The sequence below is a fragment of the Paraburkholderia largidicola genome, from assembly GCF_013426895.1.
Classification (GTDB): domain Bacteria; phylum Pseudomonadota; class Gammaproteobacteria; order Burkholderiales; family Burkholderiaceae; genus Paraburkholderia; species Paraburkholderia largidicola.
Map to the genome: position 1 here is coordinate 2,516,239 of NZ_AP023175.1, position 19,363 is coordinate 2,535,601.

General features: G+C 64.8%; 19 protein-coding genes. 16 read left to right on the forward strand and 3 right to left on the reverse strand.

Features of this window, described 5'->3' with window-relative positions; all coding sequences use genetic code 11:
• Positions 1-259 precede the first annotated feature (259 nt).
• From oxlT to PPGU16_RS27970, 3 genes are all read left to right on the forward strand, one after another.
• Positions 260-1,600, forward strand: a complete 1,341-nt coding sequence (gene oxlT / locus PPGU16_RS27960) for an oxalate/formate MFS antiporter (protein ID WP_180723608.1) — start codon at positions 260-262, stop codon at positions 1,598-1,600.
• Between the two features lie 33 nt (positions 1,601-1,633).
• Positions 1,634-2,656, forward strand: coding sequence for a LysR family transcriptional regulator (locus PPGU16_RS27965; RefSeq protein ID WP_180723609.1), 1,023 nt, complete (start codon positions 1,634-1,636; stop codon positions 2,654-2,656).
• A gap of 69 nt (positions 2,657-2,725) precedes the next feature.
• Positions 2,726-4,177, forward strand: a complete 1,452-nt coding sequence (locus PPGU16_RS27970) for an aldehyde dehydrogenase family protein (RefSeq protein WP_180723610.1) — start codon at positions 2,726-2,728, stop codon at positions 4,175-4,177.
• Positions 4,178-4,251: 74 nt separating this feature from the next.
• On the opposite strand, the gene PPGU16_RS27975 is transcribed toward PPGU16_RS27970, so the two are convergent.
• Together PPGU16_RS27975 and PPGU16_RS27980 are read right to left on the reverse strand one after the other, a co-directional pair.
• Positions 4,252-4,875 carry a LysE family translocator gene (locus tag PPGU16_RS27975; RefSeq protein WP_180723611.1) on the reverse strand — a complete coding sequence of 208 codons (624 nt, stop codon included), beginning with the start codon at positions 4,873-4,875 and terminating at the stop codon, positions 4,252-4,254.
• A gap of 172 nt (positions 4,876-5,047) precedes the next feature.
• Complete coding sequence (locus tag PPGU16_RS27980; RefSeq protein ID WP_224029246.1) at positions 5,048-5,533, reverse strand: hypothetical protein; 486 nt, start codon at positions 5,531-5,533, stop codon at positions 5,048-5,050.
• A 381-nt stretch (positions 5,534-5,914) separates the two neighbouring features.
• On the opposite strand from PPGU16_RS27980, the gene PPGU16_RS27985 reads away from it, so the two are divergent.
• The 5 genes from PPGU16_RS27985 to PPGU16_RS28005 all read left to right on the forward strand — a co-directional run bounded on the left by PPGU16_RS27985 (position 5,915) and on the right by PPGU16_RS28005 (position 11,549).
• A complete protein-coding gene (locus tag PPGU16_RS27985; protein WP_180723613.1) occupies positions 5,915-6,703 on the forward strand; it encodes a hypothetical protein in 789 nt (262 codons plus the stop codon).
• A gap of 19 nt (positions 6,704-6,722) precedes the next feature.
• On the forward strand, positions 6,723-7,658 hold the full coding sequence (locus PPGU16_RS27990; RefSeq protein WP_180723614.1) for a glycosyltransferase family 4 protein: 936 nt from the start codon (positions 6,723-6,725) through the stop codon (positions 7,656-7,658).
• Between the two features lie 302 nt (positions 7,659-7,960).
• Positions 7,961-9,376 (forward strand): M23 family metallopeptidase, encoded by a 1,416-nt coding sequence (locus tag PPGU16_RS27995; RefSeq protein ID WP_180723615.1) that lies wholly within the window; start codon positions 7,961-7,963, stop codon positions 9,374-9,376.
• Positions 9,377-9,668: 292 nt separating this feature from the next.
• Positions 9,669-11,090 (forward strand): DUF2252 domain-containing protein, encoded by a 1,422-nt coding sequence (locus PPGU16_RS28000; protein WP_180723616.1) that lies wholly within the window; start codon positions 9,669-9,671, stop codon positions 11,088-11,090.
• 207 nt (positions 11,091-11,297) lie between these two features.
• Positions 11,298-11,549, forward strand: a complete 252-nt coding sequence (locus tag PPGU16_RS28005) for a GlsB/YeaQ/YmgE family stress response membrane protein (RefSeq protein ID WP_180723617.1) — start codon at positions 11,298-11,300, stop codon at positions 11,547-11,549.
• Between the two features lie 37 nt (positions 11,550-11,586).
• Here PPGU16_RS28005 and PPGU16_RS28010 read toward each other — a convergent pair whose 3' ends face one another.
• Entirely contained in the window at positions 11,587-12,447 is an 861-nt protein-coding gene (locus tag PPGU16_RS28010; protein ID WP_180723618.1) for a polysaccharide deacetylase family protein, read from the reverse strand.
• A gap of 256 nt (positions 12,448-12,703) precedes the next feature.
• Here PPGU16_RS28010 and PPGU16_RS28015 point away from each other — a divergent pair, with 256 nt between their 5' ends.
• The 8 genes from PPGU16_RS28015 (at position 12,704) to PPGU16_RS28050 (ending at position 19,212) form a co-directional block, all read left to right on the forward strand.
• Positions 12,704-13,579: a LysR family transcriptional regulator gene (locus PPGU16_RS28015; RefSeq protein ID WP_180723619.1), complete on the forward strand. Its 876-nt coding sequence runs from the start codon at positions 12,704-12,706 to the stop codon at positions 13,577-13,579.
• Positions 13,580-13,702: 123 nt separating this feature from the next.
• On the forward strand, positions 13,703-14,953 hold the full coding sequence (locus PPGU16_RS28020) for a D-amino acid dehydrogenase (protein WP_180723620.1): 1,251 nt from the start codon (positions 13,703-13,705) through the stop codon (positions 14,951-14,953).
• A gap of 46 nt (positions 14,954-14,999) precedes the next feature.
• On the forward strand, positions 15,000-15,896 hold the full coding sequence (locus tag PPGU16_RS28025; RefSeq protein WP_180725235.1) for a glutamate/aspartate ABC transporter substrate-binding protein: 897 nt from the start codon (positions 15,000-15,002) through the stop codon (positions 15,894-15,896).
• Between the two features lie 49 nt (positions 15,897-15,945).
• A complete protein-coding gene (locus tag PPGU16_RS28030; protein ID WP_180723621.1) occupies positions 15,946-16,722 on the forward strand; it encodes an SDR family oxidoreductase in 777 nt (258 codons plus the stop codon).
• A gap of 71 nt (positions 16,723-16,793) precedes the next feature.
• Positions 16,794-17,021, forward strand: a complete 228-nt coding sequence (locus PPGU16_RS28035) for an oxidoreductase-like domain-containing protein (RefSeq protein WP_180723622.1) — start codon at positions 16,794-16,796, stop codon at positions 17,019-17,021.
• A gap of 67 nt (positions 17,022-17,088) precedes the next feature.
• Entirely contained in the window at positions 17,089-17,934 is an 846-nt protein-coding gene (locus PPGU16_RS28040) for an NAD-dependent protein deacetylase (protein WP_180723623.1), read from the forward strand.
• A gap of 47 nt (positions 17,935-17,981) precedes the next feature.
• A complete protein-coding gene (locus PPGU16_RS28045; protein WP_180723624.1) occupies positions 17,982-18,587 on the forward strand; it encodes a pyridoxamine 5'-phosphate oxidase family protein in 606 nt (201 codons plus the stop codon).
• Positions 18,588-18,597: 10 nt separating this feature from the next.
• Positions 18,598-19,212: a DUF938 domain-containing protein gene (locus tag PPGU16_RS28050; RefSeq protein WP_180723625.1), complete on the forward strand. Its 615-nt coding sequence runs from the start codon at positions 18,598-18,600 to the stop codon at positions 19,210-19,212.
• The last annotated feature ends 151 nt before the right edge of the window (positions 19,213-19,363 follow it).

The window sequence follows — 19,363 nt, forward strand, 5'->3', positions numbered from 1 at the left end:
ACGATTCGCAGCAGAAACATCGGGTTAACGCTTAAAAACAAGGCTCCGATGCGACAGGAACAAGAGCCGGTCACAAGTACTTTTAACAGGCGAATAAAAGCAGACGGTAAATCGGCTTAAAGGTTTTTATAAAAGAAGTAGTGGAATTGGCATTGCGCAATACCCCGAAGCAGCCCGTTTGGGGACACAACTATAAGGTGGCATGCATACAGACCGGCGTTTTGGCCGGCTGCCCTAAATAGATAGCGGAGACAGGCACATGAACAGCATTTCTCAGCAAGCTCCCGTTGCGTTCTGGCGCAACCGGTGGTGGCAACTAGCATTTGGCATCCTGTGTATGGCGCTCGTCGCCAACCTTCAGTACGCGTGGACGCTGTTCGTCACACCGATGAGCACAAAGCATCATTGGGGGCAGGCCGAAGTTCAGCTCGCGTTCTCGATTTTCATTTTGACCGAGACCTGGCTGGTGCCGGTGGAAGGGTGGCTCGTCGACCGTTTCGGTCCGCGTCCCGTCGTCGCGGGTGGCGCGATCTGCGCGGGCCTTGCGTGGGTGATGAATTCCTATGCGACGACGCTGCCTGAGCTGTACGCCGCGTCCGTGATCGCCGGTATCGGCGCGGGCGGCGTGTACGGCACGTGCGTCGGCAATGCATTGAAGTGGTTCCCGGACAAGCGCGGTCTCGCCGCGGGTCTGACGGCAGCGGGCTTCGGCGCAGGCGCGGCCGTCACGGTGATTCCGATTGCGAACATGATCACGCGCACGGGTTACGAGCACACGTTCCTGTTCTTCGGCATCCTGCAGGGCGTCTGCATTTTCGTGCTCGCGCTGTTGCTGAGAAAACCCGACGGCGCAAAGGCACCGCCCGCCAAGCGCAAGTTCGCTGTCACGAAGCAGGACTACACGCCAGGTCAGATGATCAAGTCGCCTGTGTTCTGGGTGATCTATGCATCGTTCGTGGCAGTGGCCGCAGGTGGCCTGATGGCGACGGCGCAGCTCGGTCCGATCGCGAAAGACTGGGGCCTCGCAAAACTGCCGATGACGCTGTTCGGCGCGACGCTCCCGCTGCTGACGATGACGCTCTCCATCGACAACGTCTGCAACGGCTTCACGCGTCCGCTGTGCGGCTTCATCTCCGACAAGTTCGGCCGCGAGAACACGATGTTCGCGATCTTTATCGGCGAAGGTCTCGCGCTGCTCGGGCTGATGGAGTATGGCCAGAACCCGTATGCGTTCATGACGTTCGCGGCGCTGATCTTCCTGTTCTGGGGCGAAATCTTCTCGATCTTCCCGGCCATCTGCGCGGATACGTTCGGCAGCAAGTACGCAGCGGCGAATGCGGGCACGCTGTACACGGCGAAGGGCACGGCATCGCTGATCGTGCCGATCGCGTCCGTGCTCGCGGCGACGGGCGGCTGGAACCTGGTGTTCATCGTATCGGCCGTCATCACGATTGCGGCGGGCGTGTCGGCGAAGTTCGTGCTGGCACCGATGCGCGCACGCTGGATTGCCACATCGAACGAGGCATCGCACGAACTCGAGCCGGAACTGGCGGCAAGCGGACCGGGCCTGCGTCACTGGCCGGAACAGACGGGCGAATAAACCCGTTTCACTTCAACATGGCGACCTGAACACATGAACGTATCGTTGCAGCAATTGAAGGTGTTCGTCGCCGTCGCGCGTCAGCGGAGCTTCACCCGTGCGGCGCGCGAGTTCGATCTGACGCAGTCGGCCGTGAGCCGGTGCGTGCGCGAACTCGAAGAGGCGATTGCGTTGCGTCTCTTCGACCGCACGACGCGTCAGGTCGAACTGACGACAGCGGGCTCGCGGCTCGAACGGCGCATCGGGCGCCTGATCGAAGAAATCGAGCTGACCCTGCGCGAAGAGCGCGCCGCGCACGAAGAGCACACCGGCCTCGTAGTGGTGGCGTGCGATCCCGTGACCTCGTCGGGCTGGTTGCCCGAGCGGCTCGCGCGCAGCGCCGCGACGTTCCCCGACCTGATCGTCACCGCGAAAGAACAGCCTCAACATGCCGTGCTCGCCGCCATCGAGCAGGGCGAAGTCGACTTCGGCGTACTGTGCGACGCGCATGTCGCGGGCGCCGATGCCTTTCACACGCAACCGCTCGTCTCGACGCCGCTGTGCGCGGTGCTGCCGCAGGCGCATCCGCTCGCCTCGGGAGCCGCGCTGCACTGGGAAGCGCTGCGCAGTACCCGGACCGTCACGCAACTCGTCACGCTGAATGCGGAAGCGGGCACGCGCAATGTGACCGAGCGGGCATTGAACATGCATCGTATCGACGCGGCACGCGCCAACGAATGCGGGCATCTCGCCGCGGCGTTGCGCATGATCGAACTCGGTCTCGGCATTGGCGTGCTGCCTGTCGACACGCATTCCGCCGCGCTGCCGGCTTCGCTCGTCGCGGTTCCGCTCGTGCCTGAAGTGTCCGTGACGACGATGCTGGTGCGCCGCCGCAACCGCTCGTTGCGACCGAATGCCGAAGCCGTCTGGGCGCTGTTTGCCGGCAAGGAATTGCCCGACCGTGCTGGTGCGTCCGCGACGCCTGGCACGGCATCTGCCAATCCAACCATAAAAGGAGCCACACTCGAACCGATGCCGTGCGTACCCGATGAAGAGGCGTTAATGCGAGCCTCATAAGCGCGAGGGTGCGGGCGGTTCAGCCAACGGTTCGCGAAGCAGGGATATCGCAATCGCAAGGAGTACGAGATGGACACTGAAACCGACCTCAGACGCTACGATCTTCTCATCGACGGAAAGCGGCTGCCGCCCGGCACCGGCGAATACACCGTCAACATCAACCCCGCGACGGAAGAGCCGATAGCGCTCGTCGCGCAAGGCAGCGCGCAGGATGTCGATACGGCCGTCAAGGCCGCGCGCGCCGCGCTCAAAGTGTGGAATGGCATGCGCGCCGCCGAGCGCGGTCGCATCCTGATGCGCTTTTCCGAACTGCTGCGTGAACGCCAGGACGAAATCGTCGCGCTGGAAAGCCTCGACGCGGGCAAGCCGCTAGCCGCCGTCAAGCGCCAGGACGTGCCCGCCGCCATCGATACGCTCGCTTACTACGCCGGCTGGTGCGACAAGATCAACGGCCAGGTCGTGCCGGTGCGCCCGGATGCGCTGACCTACACGGTGCGCGAGCCCGTCGGCGTGGTCGGCGCGATCGTGCCGTGGAATTTCCCGCTGATGATCGGCATGTGGAAGATCGCGCCCGCGCTCGCATGCGGCTGCACGCTGGTCGTGAAGCCCGCGGAGATCACGCCGATGTCCGCGCTGCGCATCGGCGAACTCGCGCTGGAGGCGGGCGTGCCGCCCGGCGTGCTGAATATCGTGACGGGCAAGGGGCGCGTGGTGGGCGATGCGATCGTTGCGCATCCGGGTATCGACAAGGTGACGTTTACCGGGTCGCCGTCGGTCGGGCGCGGCATTTTGCAAGGCGCGGCGAGTAACTTCAAGCGCGTGACGCTGGAACTCGGCGGCAAATCGGCGAACGTGATTTTCGCCGATGCGAATATCGACAACGCGGTCCGCGCGGCTGCCTCGGGCATTTTCTTCAATACGGGCCAGGTGTGTTCGGCGGGCTCGCGCATTCTGGCGCATCGGGATGTCTACGACGAAGTGGTCGAACGGCTTGCGGCGCGCGCGAAAGCACTCAAGGTCGGCGATCCGTCCGAGCGGGAAACGACCATGGGGCCGCTCGTGTCGGCCGCGCAGATGAAGACGGTGCTCGATTACGTGGACATCGGTCGCAACGAAGGTGCGTCACTTGTGACGGGCGGCGCGCGTATTGGGCAAAAGGGCTTCTTCGTCGAGCCGACGGTGTTCGCGAACGTCGAGCACGAAATGCGCATTTCGCAGGAGGAAATCTTCGGGCCGGTGGCGAGCGTCGTGCGCTTCAACGACGAAGAGGACGCTGTGCGGATCGCGAACGGCACCGCGTACAGCCTCGCGGCGGGCGTGTGGAGCGCGGATATCGGCCGCGTGCATCGCGTCGCGCATGCGCTGAGGGCGGGCACGGTGTGGGTCAACACCTACGGCTATACCGACGTGCGCCTGCCGTGGGGCGGCTCGGGCGATTCGGGCTTCGGCCGTGAACACGGCGATGTCGCAATCGAAAACTTCACGGAGCCGAAGTCGATCTGGCTCGCGCTCGAACATTGATCGCGACGCAGCAATAAAAAACGGATCGGACGTTGTGCGTCCGATCCGTTTTTTTCAAGCGCCGCGGCGAAGGTTCAGCTCGAGCGCCGCACCAGCAGAAAGCTCACGCCGATCGCGCCGAGAAACGCGCCGCAGCAGCGGTTGAACCAGCGGCGCACGGTGGCGCGCGTCAGCCATTTGCCGAGATGCATGCCCGCCCACGAATACAGCGCGATCGCGAACCATTCGAGCACGAGGAAACTCGCGCCGAGCACGGCGAACTGCGGCAGCATCGGCTTCGAAATATCGACGAATTGCGGCAGGAACGCGGTGAACACGAGAATCGCCTTCGGATTGCCCGCCGCGACAAAGCATTCCTGACGCGCGATGCGCCACAGCGATGCGTCGTCCTGCTTCAGCGCATCCATCGGCCCGGCGTCGCTGCGCCACAACTGGATGGCGAGCCAGATCAGATAGGCGGCGCCCACCAGCTTGATCGCGAGAAAGAACAATTCGGATGCGTGCAGCACGACGGCAAGGCCCGTTGCAGCGAGCACCAGCATCGCGGCAAAGGCGACCAGCCGTCCGCTTCCGGCGACGAACGCCGTCATGAAGCCGTGCCGTGCGGCGACGTTGATCGACAGCAGATTGTTGGGCCCGGGCGCCATGTTGATAGCGAAGCACGCGGGAAGGAAAAACAGCCAGGCGGTGAGAGACATGACAGCTCGCTCGGACGGAGCCGCCGTGCGGCGTGTGTTCGCATGGCGCGCGCGGCGGAAAATTCAGATGGGGAATATGTGATTGTAGCGAAATGCCGGCTGCGGTCACGCCGCAGCGGAAGAGAATGTGCGCCGCAACCCGCCGGCGCCAGCGCGGGGGGAGACGCGCGTGTTACTGGACAGGCTGCAGCGCCTGATGGAACGACGGATCTCTGACGATCGTATCGACGCTGAGTTTGACCACGTCATCGAGTGCGAATGCGGGATTCGTGAACTTCTGCCGGAACAGATGGACCGTATTGCTCTTCACGTAGACCGTCTGGTTCGTCGACGCATTGGTGACGAAGTAGCAGATCGTCATCATCCACGTAGCTCGCTGCCGTGCATCGTCCACCGACAACACCTCGATGCGGCCGCTCAGCGTCAGCTTGTCGTGCGTCGTGACTGCGATGCCCGACTTGCGCCATGCGGACACGACGGCGTCGCGCACCGCGGACTCGACACCTTTCTTCAACAGAATCGACGTCGTCGCCGTGTTGGCGATGCGATCGAAGCTAACGTGGCCATCGCGCGCGGGCATGTACGCGAAGTCGCGAGCGGGGGCGATGAAGAGCGCATTGTCCGCGGGCGTCGAGGACGATGCGGCCGAGCGGGGCACGAAGAGGGAGCACGCGGAGCTGAGGAGCGCGAAGCAGGCGATGCTGGATCGTTTGAGCAGAAGGGGGTTCACGGCAATGGCGCAGCAGGCGTGACGCTGCGGGATGAAAGTCGAAAGGCGAAAGTGTGTCGCGCGGACCTGCGCGCGAATATGAGACGCGTCCTAAAAATGCGACGGCTGCGTGGGATCGGAATCCAGACGGAAGGCTGTTTTCAGGCGATGCGAGGCATTCGCGGCGAGCCCGTTGTTCGGCGTCAATGTGCCAGTTCCGTATCTCAATCCAGTGAGCGCCTTATCGCATTAGGAGTCTTCTTACAGTTATTTTTCGGATAGTCCGCGATACTCATCGACCCCCATTTTCATCCCAACAAAGAGGCCTCGATGCTCGACCCGTCCGCGCTCCAATCGATGAAGCCGGTTTTCATGACGCCATGCTACGGCGGCAACGTCATGGCGAACTTTGCAAATAGCCTGCTCGCCCTCAATAACGCCATGTGGCAGACGGGCATGCGGGGCTCGGTGCGAATCCGGTCAGGCGAGAGCCTGATTACCCGCGCGCGCAATGAGGCCGTCGCGGAATTTCTGCTCGATCCGGGCTATACACATCTGTTCTGGATCGACGCGGACATTGGTTTTTCCGTCGATCAGGTGTTCCGTCTGCTGCTTGCGGATCGCGATGTCGTCGCGGGCGTCTATCCGCTCAAGCGCTTCGACTGGCCCGGCGTGCTGCCGGGCGGACTCACGCAGGAAACCTTTGCTGCACGCTACCTGCGCTATCCCGTGAATGCGCACGACGGTGTGTCTCCGGCGATCGACGGCGACGGCTTTCTCGAAGTCAGCGAAGCGCCGACGGGCTTCATGTGCATCAGGCGCAGCGCGATCGAAACGATGGTCGCCCGGCTGCCCGAATTGAAGTACGTGCCCGACGGTCCGCAGGATTCGCCGCTCTACGATCTCTGCTACCGCTTCTTCGACGTGATGGTCGAGCCTTCCACGGGCCGTTATCTGTCGGAGGACTATGCGTTCTGCCGTCGCTGGCGCGATATCGGTGGGCAGGTATTCGTCGATACGCAATCGAAGCTATCGCATCAGGGCCTCTACACGTGGCACGGCGATTTCGGCGCATCGCTTGCGGCCAGTCCGCTGACGGCGATCGGCGGCGAGTGCTGACGCGCAACGGGTTCGACGCATGAAAATGGAAACCAACGAACTGAGCGTGCGCGCACGGGGCGGCACGGAATTGATGCTACAAGCGCTTCACGCGCGACTCGATCCGGAACTGACGCGACAGTTTCAGATCATTCCTTCCCGCGTGCGCGGACTCGACCCGGACCGTAAGCGCATTCTCTGGCTGCACGACAAACCAAGCCGCGAAGAATCCAGCTTCCTGGAGCAGCCTGAAAATCGTGCGGCGTTTGCGGGCATCGTGTGCGTGTCGCACTATCAAGCGGCGCTGTATCAGATGATTCCTGGCGTGCCCTACGCCGAGATGACCGTGTTGCAAAACGCGATTGAGCCATTCGGCGCATATCTTCCGCGACGCAGCGAGCGCATCCGCCTGATCTATCACACGACGCCGGATCGCGGCCTCGAAATTCTCGTGCCCGTCTTCGAATATCTCGCTGCGCGCCATCCCGACATCGAGCTGGATGTCTTTTCGAGCTTCAGCATCTACGACTGGACGGAGCGCGATGCGCCGTTTCAACCGCTATTCGAGCGATGCCGCGCGCATCCGCGTATCCGTTATCACGGCGCGCAGCTCAATGCCGTCGTGCGCCAGACGCTGAGTGAATGCGACATCTTCGCGTATCCGAACATCGAGCCGGAGACGAGCTGCATCGCCGCCATCGAGGCGATGTCGGCGGGCTGCCTCACCGTCTGCGCGGCGTACGGCGGCTTGCCGGAAACCTGTGCGAATTTCGCGAGGCTCTATCCGTTCACTGAAAACCGGCAGGTTCACGCGCAGCGCTTCGCCGCCGTGCTCGACGATGCAATCGAAACGGTCCGGTTGCGCAAGGCGGAAGACGAATCCTTGCGCACGCAACAGGTCGAATATTTCACGCGCTTCTATGCGTGGGACAGGCGCATCGGCGAATGGGACGCCTATCTGCGCGGTTTGCTTTAACGAGCGGTCGTAGCCCGAAGCCGTCGTCCGTAACGGACGACGGCTTATTTTTTCTCAGTTTCTTCAACGCAAACACGTCAATCTCGAAACTGTTTTAAGAAAATTAAGAATAAGGCGATTCATCCTGCGTCCTGCGCTCCCTACACTTGAAAGTTCACTTGTCGGGCTGCGCGGCGCGATGGAGCGACCAACGGGTCGCGGGATCGATCGATCCGTCTTCGCCTCGCCACGCGCCGTAGCCGTGCCTTCCCGGTACAGCCGCTCATGCCCGCCGCCCTTTGATTCCAACGCGAGAACCTGACGTGAAGCACCTGCGATCATTCCTCGCGCGCAGGCAGGGCATCTCTACGGCAGCGCTCAGTCCGCTGTCCGTCAAACGCAAGACGCTTTCGGGCGTGGCCGCTTTTTCGGCATTGTGGATCGGCGCTTCCGTCGTGCCTGGCACGTCCACCGCCGTGGCCGCGCCGAAGGCCCACAAGCATGGTTCCTCGCACAAGCAGCGGCGCCATCACGCACTTGCACATGAGATGACATTGCCGGGCGCGCAACCCGCTACTTCGTTCAACGCGATACGGCCGCCATTGCGCGACGCCGATCGCGCGCTGGCCGAATCCATTGTCTATTCCGCCGACGATGTATCGTCGGCGCCTGCCGTCGCCCGCGCCTACTCGACGGCTTCGATCAACGTGCGCATGCCGTCGAACGAACTCGTGCCCGGCACCGTCTGCGCCACCACGCCGACGATGTGCGTACCCGTTGGGCATGATCGTTCCGGCGATGGCCACGAATGGTCGGGCCGCGTGACGCCCGAAGGTGCCTCGGGCGACCCCGCCCCGGTGACGCCATTCGGCGACGTCAGCGGCTTCCATCTGGCTTCCGATGAGCTTCGCTCGAGTTCCGGCCCGATCGACACGACGCTGCGCGAGTCGCTCGCCCAAGCGGGCGTTCCGGCGACGCTCGTCGCGCAGATCGGCCGGATCTTTGCGGGCCGCGTGGATATCGACGCGCCTGCGCTTGCAGGCGACGAGTACCGGATCGTGCTGGACGCAATGGGCGAATCGGGCGCATCGCACATTGCTTCACTGGAAGTCCGTCTGACTGGCCGGGCGTACGATGCGCTCTGGTTCACCGCACCCGGCGCGTCGCAAGGCGCGTACTACACGCTCGACGGCGACCTGATCGCGAGCGAGCCGTTCGCGATGCCGCTGGACTACCGGCGCGTGAGTTCGCCGTTCGGCATGCGTATCCATCCCGTGTTTGGCGAGCCGCGCTTTCACACGGGCGTCGATCTGACCGCGCCCGCTGGCACGCCGATCTACGCGGCAGCCGCGGGCACCGTCGAGATGGCGGTGAGCGGCCGAGGCTACGGCAAGCACATCGTGCTGCGTCACGACAATGGCTACTCGACCCACTACGCGCATCTGTCGCTGTTCGCTGGCGCGCTGAAGGTCGGCCAGCGTATCGAGCAGGGGCAGGTGATCGGCTATGTCGGCCGCACGGGCACGGCGACCGGGCCGCATCTGCACTTCGAAGTGCGCAGGGACGACCATCCCGTCGATCCGATGACGCTGACTGCGCATCAGTTCGTCGCGCCGCTGTCGGGCGCCGCGCGCGTCGCGTTCAACGAGCGCGCCGAGGCCGCCCGCACGAGCCTGGCTGCGCTGCCGTCGCCGGCTGTGCGCATTGCCTTGACTCTCCAGCCGCCGCGCTTCTTCTGACGCGGCCATGCGATGGCGCGGCCTGCGCCATCGCTTCTTCCTTTCTCGTCTGGTCCGGTGCCGCTGCGCTTTCGCGGTGCACGGACTTGCGCGCCCGTTCGCCGCAGGATTTAATACAGTCCATCCGATGGACGTTTGCGGTCCGGCACCATTTGCGCAAATCGGCGACACGTGCCTCTCTCGAACGATCCCGCGCGCGCCAGCCCGAAGCGGTCAATGTCACGATGCGCCCTGGCGGCATGCGGTTGCAGTGCGCCCCGATGCAAGCTGATTCACAAGAACGGAGAACAGCATGAAGGCCAGCACCATCGCGGAACGGGAAGCCAGCGGGCGCGCGGCCCGCGAACACGCAAAACGCTCCAGTCACCGCGCGCTCGGCCATATGCATCGCAATCCCGTCGACCTGCTGCGGCAAAGCAGCGAAGGGCGGGTCGAGCGTCTCGTGCCGCTGCGCTACGGACGCATGGCGGTGTCGCCGTTCACCTTCTATCGCGGCAGTGCGATCCTGCAGGCGCACGATCTCAGCATGACGCCGCACACGCCGCTGACGCTGCCCATCTGCGGCGATGCGCATCTGCTGAATTTCGGCGGCTTCGCGACACCCGAACGCCAGTTGATCTTCGACCTGAACGATTTCGACGAAGTGTCCACCGCGCCGTTCGAATGGGATCTGAAGCGGCTGGTCGCGAGCTTCGTGGTCGCCGCCCGGCACATGCGCTTCAGCAGCGGTGCCGCCTACGATCTCGTGATGACGGCCGCCAACCAGTATCGCGACCGCATGGCGCAGTACGCCGAATGCGGCGCGCTGGAGCTGTGGTACGAACGGATCACGTTCGATCGCATGGTCGACATGGCGGTGAACGCCGAGAATCGCCGGCTGATCCGTCGCGCAATGGAAAAGGCGGCCACCCGCACGCACGAAAGCATGCTCGACAAGCTGTGCGAGCGCGAGGGCGACCGCTACGTGATGCGCGACATGCCGCCCAGCCTGTTCCACGTGCATGGTTCGGGCACGCTGTTCGATGCCGAAGACGACTGGTTCCGGATCGGCGACTGGCGCAAGCTGATGCACGAGACGTACGAGGGCTATCTCAAGACGCTCAACGAAGACCGCCGCGAACTGCTGGAGCAGTTCGTGCCACACGATCTCGCGTTCAAGGTGGTCGGCGTCGGCAGTGTCGGCACGCGCTGTCTCGTGCTGCTGACCGTCGATCCGCACGGCAAGCCGCTCTTTCTGCAGATCAAGGAGGCCCGGCGCTCGGTGATCGCGCAGCATTTCAAGGCGGGGCCGCGCAAGTTCGAGCCGAAGCACGAGGGCGAGCGCGTCGTGCTGGGCCAGCGCATGCTGCAGGCGGCTAGCGATCTCTTTCTCGGCTGGTCGACGGGTCCGGCGGGCCGGCACTTCTATTTCCGGCAATTGCGCGACATGAAGCTGACGCCCAGCGTCGACCTGTTCGACGTCGATCAGCTGAACGGCTATGCGCGGCTATGCGGCTGGGCGCTGGCCCGCGCGCACGCGAAGGCGGGCGGCAAGGCGGTCGAGATCAGCGCGTATATTGGACGCAGCGACCAGTTCGCGGAAGCCTTGGCCGGGTATGCGGCGGCGTATGCGGACCAGGTCGAGCGCGATTATGACGTGTTCATGAAGGCGTGCCGAAGCGGCGAACTGGAGGCACGCACCGACGAGGACATGTCCGCCGATTTCCGTATCTGACGGGCATCGGGCATCGGGCATCGGGCGTCCGGCATTGGCGCCCGAATCCCGACGACGATGGCGCGCGTTCGCCGGGCTGTGTCCGATGGCGCGCGTCCCGAAACGGTACAGTCGCGGCATGCGGCGGAAATCGGGCAGGGCCGGATGCCGTCGTCTGTAGCGAGCAGTAGCAGCGCACCGTAGTGCTAACTCTGATCGGAGGTTTGCATGCTTTCCCTCATTGGCACGATAGTCGTCGGGTTGATCGTCGGTCTGATTGCGCGCGCGCTCAAGCCGGGCGACGACAGCATGGGTTTGATCATGACGATCATTCTCGGTATTGCCGGCTCGCTGATCGCGGGCTACGTCGGGCGCGCGCTAGGCTGGTATCAACCGGGGCAGGCGGCGGGCTGGATCGCGTCGATCATCGGCGCAATCATCCTGCTGGTCATTTACCACCTGGTTCGGCGGCGCGCCTAGGCGCAGGCGGTTCGCCCGCCTCGCGCGGCGCTGTCCGTCAGGCGTCGCGCGCCTCGCGCAGCGTCACGAAGCGCAGTCCGCGCGCACGCACGGTCTCGATCAGGCGCGGCAGCACGTCGAGCACGACGGGTTTGCCTGAGGCGCCCATTGCTGCGCTCGCGTCGTGCAAAAGCAGGATGTCGCGCGCCGCGAGCCCGTCGACGAGCCGTTCCAGCACGCGCTGCGGATCGCGCTCGCGGGTGTCGAAGCCACGCCGCGTCCAGGCGGCGAGCCGCAAGTCGAGCTTTTGCAGCACCGGCTCGAGAAACACGTTGCGCAGACCGGCGGGCGCGCGGAAGAACAGCGGGCGCTCGCCCGTCAGCGCTTCGAGCGTATGCTGCGCGGCGTCGATCTCCCGCGTCAGCCCGCGCGGCAGCGTCACCGAGAACGTGTGAACGTGAACCTGTGAGTGGTTCTCGACCGCATGCCCGCGCGCGACGATCTCGCGCATCAGCGCCGGATGACGCTGCGCGTGCGCGCCGATGCAGAAGAACGTCGCGCGCACGCCGTGCGCGTCGAGCAGATCGAGCACTTGCGGCGTGACGACCGGGTCGGGGCCGTCGTCGATCGTCAGCGCGACGGCGTCGGCGTTGCGCCGCGTGTCGGGCAGGCGCGTCCAGTTCGGGCCGAGCAGCGACGAGCGCGGCCACAAGCCGATCGTCACGACGACCACATGGCTCACGAAGATGCCGGCGAGCCACCACGGCCAGGCGATGGGCGTGAGCGCCCAGCCCGCGAGCATCGCGGCATGCCACGCGATGGTGGCGTTGAACATCGGCGGATTGCCTGTGCGGGGCCAGCGGCGCCCGCGCGCAGTATTCGCGGCGGCGCGCGGCAGCGGCGGATTCGGTTGATTCATGATGCGTTTCGTCTGCCGGATTCCGTTTCGTCATACCAGCAGGACTTTCGTGATGCACGTCAAACGCGAACGATACCATTGGCGCGCGTCCCGTCCCGGATTTGGCAGGGTTGGAAAGAGAGCGAGGACGGACGCCGGGTTCGGAAAATTGACGGAACGCGGAGCGGCGGAACAGAAGCCGGGACAGGTGCCGTAACAGAGCCGAAGCCAGTATGCTTGACCCCTTTCCACCGACCGGCCGACCCGAACCCGCGCCATGCGTCTGCGCCACATCGAAGTTTTCCACGCCATCATGCGCACCGGCTCGCTCTCGAAAGCAGCCGAACTGCTGTGCGTTTCGCAGCCGGCCGTCAGCAAGGTGCTCGCGCACGCGGAGCGCAGTGCGGGCCTGACGCTCTTCAACCGCGTGCACGGCCGCCTTCAGCCGACGCGCGAAGCCGAGCTGCTGTTTTCCGAAACGCAGAAGCTGCAGGCCAACCTCGACAGCATCCGCGATCTCGCGCGCAATCTTGCGCTGCAACCCGAAGGGCATTTGCGCATCGGCTGTCTGCCGAGCCTTGGCCTGAGCCTGATCCCGCCCGCCGTCGAGGCGTTTCGCGCGGCGTATCCGCGGGTGTCGCTGCGAATCCAGACGCGCCACACGGAGGAACTGCTGAATGCGCTGCTCACGCGCGATCTCGATCTGGCCGTCGCGCTGAATCCGCCAGCCCGGCCGGGCATCGCGTCCGCCGAACTGGGGCGCACGCCCGTCGTGTGCGTCGGCCCTCGCGATGAAGCCGCAGGCGACGCGCCGATGACTTTGCAAGCCTTCGTCGAAGGTGACTGGATCGGTATCGGCAATGCCGATCCGCTTGGCGAGATGATCGGCAACGCGCTGGAAGCCTTGGGCCTCGACGGCCACGCGCCCGCTGTCGAGGCGCACACGTGGCACGTCGCCCGCGCGCTCGCGGCGCGCGGCATCGGCCATGCGCTGCTCGACGAGCTGACCGCGAAGAGCGGCGCGGAAGCCGTGACTGTGCGGCCCGTCACGCCGCCGCTGTCGGTCGGCGTGTTCGCGCTGTGGCGCGACGGCGGCCTGACTTCGCAGGCGGGCAACGCGTTCGTCGACATGTTGCGCGCGCATTTCGCGTAGATCGGGCGCGGGGACGCGCACACCCTTAACCTGAGGTTATGCAGCCTCGCATCTGGTCATTTGATCCGCCGTTTTCGGCGCGCGACACTCGCCTGCAATGTAATCGCAAGGTAGTGAAACTTCATGCATGTCTGTGTTCTCGGAGCGGGCGTCGTCGGACTGACGACGGCCTGGAGCCTGGCCCGCGACGGCCACGACGTCACGATCGTCGAGGCGCGCGGCGGCGCGGCGCTCGAAGCGAGCTTCGCGAACGGCGGCCAGTTGAGCTACAGCTACGTCGCGCCGCTCGCCGATCCCGCCGTCCTGCCCAAGCTGCCCGCGTGGCTGTTGCAACGCGATTCCGCCCTGCGTTTCGTTCCGCGTTTCGATGTGCAGCAGTGGCGCTGGTGTGCCGCGTTCCTGCTCGCGTGCCGCAGCCGTCGCGCGCGGCAGACGGCGCTGGAGATGCTGAGCCTCGGCGCGCTCAGCAAGGCGGCGCTGCATGAAATCGTCGAGCACGAGTCGATTGCGTTCGACTACGTGCGCAACGGCAAGCTCGTCGTCTATCGCGATCCGCACGAGTTCGAGCACGCGCGCCGCAAGATGGAACTGCTCGTCGCGGCGGGCTCGAACCAGCGTGCGCTCGACGGCAGCGCGTGCGTCGCGCTCGAACCCGCGCTTGCGCACGCGTTGCCGCTGATCGCTGGCGGCATCCATACGCCGTCGGAAGAAGCGGGCGATTGCCATCGCTTCGGCGTCGCGCTCGCGGATGCGCTGCAGCGCCGGCATCGCGTGACGATCCGCTACGAGACGCCCGTGCGCGAACTGGTTAGCGAGGGCGGGCGGATCGTCGCGGCGCGCACGGCGGCAGGCGATATCGAAGCCGATGCGTTCGTCGTCGCGCTCGGTCTTGGGAGCGTGCCCTTGCTCGATGCACTCGGCGTGCGTCTGCCCGTTTATCCGTTGACGGGCTACAGCCTGACGATTCACAACGCCGATCCGCTGCACACGCCGCGCGTCAGCGTGACGGACCTGCATCGAAAGATCGTCTATGCGCCGCTTGGCGGGCGCTTGCGGATTGCGGGCATGGTGGAGATCGCGGGTCTGAGCGATGCGCAGCGGGCTGGGCGCGTCGAACTGCTCAAGCGCCAGGCGCAGGAAATCTTCCCCGCCGCCGGCGACTACGCGAGCGCGCAGACCTGGTGCGGCCATCGTCCCGCGACGCCCGATTCCAAGCCGCTGATCGGCAGCACGCCGTACGGCAATCTCTGGCTCAACACCGGACACGGCGCGCTGGGCTTCACGCTCGCGTGCGGCAGCGCGCGTGTGATCGCGGACAGGATCGCGGGCCGCGCGCCGTCCGTCGATGTCAACGCCTACGCCTACGACCGCTGATTTCGTTGCACACACATCCATAACAGGAGAGACCATGAAAACAACGATGACGAAGCACGCAACGCTCGCGGCACTGATCGCAGTCACCGTCGCCGGCGGCAGCGCATACGCGCAGGAATCGAGCGCGACCTTGAAGAAGATCCGCGAAACAGGCGCGATTTCGCTCGGCGTGCGCGAGTCGTCGGTGCCGTTCTCGTACTACGACGAACAGCAGCACGTGATCGGCTATTCGCAGGCGATCGCGCTGAAGATCGTCGACGAGGTGAAGAAAGAGCTGAAGCTGTCGGACCTCAAGGTCCGCGAGATTCCCATCACGTCGCAGAACCGCATCCCGCTCGTGCAGAACGGCACGATCGATATCGAATGCGGCTCGACCACGCATACCAAAGAGCGCGACAACCAGGTCGCCTTCTCGAACAGCTTCTTCCAGTACGGCGTGCGCATGATCGTGAAGAAGGACTCAGGCGTGAAAGACTTCGGCGATCTCGCCAGCAAGACGGTCGTGACGACGGCGGGCACGTCGGAAGAGCGTCTGCTGCGGCAGATGAACGCCGAGAAGTCGATGAACATGCGCCTCATCAGCGCGAAGGATCACGCCGAGTCGTTCCTCAACGTGAAGACGGGGCGCGCCGTCGCGTTCGTGATGGACGATCCGCTGCTGTACGGCGCGAAAGCAAAAGAGCAGAACGCCGACGACTACGTGATCACGGGCACCTCTCCGATGTCGGAGGTGTATGGCTGCATGTTCCGCAAGGACGATCCGGACTTCAAGAAACTGGTCGACGGCGTGATCGCGCGCTTGCAAACTTCAGGCGAAGCGGCGAACCTTTATCAGAAGTGGTTCACGCAACCCATTCCGCCGAAGGGCATCAACCTGAACTACCCGTTGTCGGCGGAGATGAAACAGCTGTTCGCGAAGCCGAACGACCGCGCGCTCGATTGACGGGCCTGCGTCGCGCCGCGTCGCGGGCAGCACGACCTGGAGAGACGGTGTGACGCAGACAGCAGAGACAAAGCAAGCAGACAAAGTGGCGCTCGTGACAGGCGCGGGCAGTGGCATCGGCAAGGCAACGGCGCTCAAGCTGCTTGCCAACGGCTATAGCGTCGTGCTCACGGGGCGCAGGCAAGCCCCACTCGATGCGCTCGCAACAGATGCGCAAGCAAACGGCCAGGATGCACTCGCCGTCGCCTGCGACGTGACGGATGCCGCGAGCGTGGCAGCGCTGTTCGACGCGATCCGGTTGCGCTACGGGCGGCTCGATGTGCTCTTCAACAACGCGGGCCGCAATGCGCCGCCCGTCGAAATCGACCAGATCGAACTCGACGACTGGCGTTCCGTCGTCGATACGAACCTCACGGGCGTGTTCCTGTGCACGCGCGCGGCATTCGCGATGATGAAGGCGCAAACGCCGCGCGGCGGCCGCATCATCAACAACGGCTCGATCTCGGCGCATGCGCCGCGACCGTTCAGCATTGCGTACACGGCGACCAAGCACGCAATCACGGGTCTCACCAAATCGGTCTCGCTCGATGGCCGGCCTTACGACATCGTGTGCGGCCAGATCGACATCGGCAACGCCGAGACGGAAATGGCCGAGCGGATGGCGCGCGGCGTGCCGCAGGCCAACGGCACGATCGCAGTGGAGCCGCTGATGAACGTCGAACATGTCGCCGATGCCGTGCTGCACATGGCGAACCTGCCGCTGTCGGCGAACGTGCAATTCATGACGATCATGGCGAGCAAGATGCCGTTCGTCGGCCGCGGATGACGCACATGTGACACCACGCGGCGCGGGCAGCCGACGTATACTTGACGCTTCCCGAACCACTGGACGTCAATGTGACTGCTGACGAGGCCACGCACCCGGGGGCGCCGGCCACCGACGATCCGCGCCCCACACCGCCCACGCGGCCCGACCCCAGCGAGTGCTGCGATAGCGGCTGCGATCCGTGCGTGTTCGATCTGTACGCGGAAGAACTCACGCGGTATCGCGCGGCGCTGGCTGCGTGGGAAGCGCGGCACGCGCAGCCGGTTGAGCACGAAGACGACCCGGGCAAGAAGCGCTGAGCGTTTGCCTCTTGCTCCGTTGTCACCACTCTCTGCAACCACTCACTCGCGCCGCTTCATCGACTCTATGTCCACGCTGATCGAACCTCACGCGCTTGCCGCTTTACATGACTTCGTCGAACGCCATCCGCGGCTTTTCGTGTTGACGGGCGCGGGCATCAGCACCGATTCCGGCATCCCCGGCTATCGCGACGAAAATGGCGAATGGAAGCGCTCGCCGCCCATCACGTTGCAGGAGTTTCTTGGCTCCGTTGCGTCGCGTCAGCGTTACTGGGCGCGCAGCACGGTCGGCTGGCCCGTGGTCGCGAAGGCCGCGCCGAACGCCGCGCATCACGCGCTCGCGCGGCTCGAAGCGGCCGGGCACGTCGGCGCGCTCGTCACGCAGAATGTCGATGGCCTGCATCAGCGCGCAGGCAGCAGTGACGTGATCGAACTGCACGGCAGCATCGGCGAAGTGACGTGTCTCGATTGCAACTCGCATCACACGCGCGCGTCGATCCAGCAAACGCTGATCAACACGAACCCTGCGCTGCTCGATGTGATCGCCGAACCGGCCGCCGACGGCGACGCTCATCTCGAATGGCACGACCTCGGCTCGTTCCGCGTGCCACCTTGCCCGAACTGCGGCGGGCTGCTGAAGCCCGCGGTCGTGTTCTTCGGCGAAAACGTGCCGAAGGCGCGCGTCGAGGCGGCTACCCACGCGCTCGATGCCGCCGACGCGATGCTGGTGGTCGGCTCGTCGTTGATGGTGTATTCGGGCTACCGTTTCTGCGTGTGGGCGCAGAAGATGGGCAAGCAGGTGGCCGCGATCAATCTCGGACGCACGCGTGCCGACCCGCTGTTGTCGCTGAAAGTGGAAGCGCCATGCGGCGATGCGCTCGCCGCGCTCGCGGCGCGTCTCGCGGTCAGCTAAGGCACGTAGATGCCCGCCAGTTTCATCTCCATTCACGAGGAACGCCGATGCTCACGTCGATAGAAGAACTGGAAGCGTTGTATGGAGAGCCGCATGAGCGCTCGATACGCAAGGAGATCCCGTACGTCAACGACTGCTATCGCGCGTTCATCGAGCAATCGCCGTTCATCGTGCTGGCGACGGCCGGGCCGGAAGGGCTCGACTGCTCGCCGCGCGGCGATGCGCCCGGCTTCGTGCGGCTGATCGATGCGCGCACGCTGGCGATTCCCGACCGCGTCGGCAACAACCGCATCGACAGTCTGCGCAATGTGATCGTCAACCCGCATGTCGGGCTGCTGTTCGTCGTGCCGGGTGTCGGCGAGACGCTGCGCGTCAATGGACGCGGACGCATTTCGGCAGAATCGGCGCTGCTCGACAGCTTCGCAGTGGATGGCAAGAAGCCGCGCACCGTGCTGATCGTCGATATCGACGCGGTGTACTTTCATTGCTCGAAAGCGCTGGCGCGCTCGAAACTGTGGGACCCGTCGCGCTACGTGGAGCGCTCGCGGCTGCCGAGCGCGGGCGATATGCACAAGCGCATTTTCGGTGAGACTTTCGACGCGCTCGCGTATGATCGCGACCTCGTTGAACGGATGCGAACCGGTCTCTACTGATCGAAACACCATGACTACGCCTGATCTCAACCTGCGCCAGCACGCGCCTTCCGCCGAACGCAACCGCGAACCGATCCTCGCCGTGCTCGAACGCGTGCTGCCCGCGTCGGGCACCGTGCTCGAGATCGCGAGCGGCACGGGCCAGCACGCGATCCACTTCGCCGCGGCGCTGCCGCACCTCGTCTGGCAGCCGAGCGACGTCGACGACGAGGCGCGCGCGTCGATTGCTGCCTGGACGGCACACAGCGGCTTGCCCAACGTGCGGCCGCCGCTCGCGCTCGACGTGCGCGACGCGTCGTGGGGCATCGAAGCCGCTGCGGCGATCGTCTGCATCAACATGATCCATATCTCGCCGTGGGAGTCCGCGCAGGCGCTGATCGGCGGCGCCGGCCGGCTGCTGGGAGCGGGCGGCGTGCTCTTTCTGTACGGACCGTACCGGCGCGGCGGCGCGCATACGGCGCCGACCAACGCCGCGTTCGACGAGCAGTTGCAACGCCGCAATCCCACATGGGGCGTGCGCAACATGGAAGACGTGGTGGCGCTGGCTGACGCAGCGGGCTTCGATGCCGACGAGCCGGTCGAGATGCCCGCCAACAACTTCAGCCTCGTGTTCAGGAAACGTTAGCGCACGCGCCGGGTCTGACGCCTTGCTCTGCGACAGCACGACGAACCTTCGCGGCGCGTTTCGCGGACTAAGCTTTAGAGAGCCGGCAGCGAGTCGTGCAAACTGCTCGGCGCGAAAGCACGGCGAAAGCCCGTATGCATCGAGCGTGCCG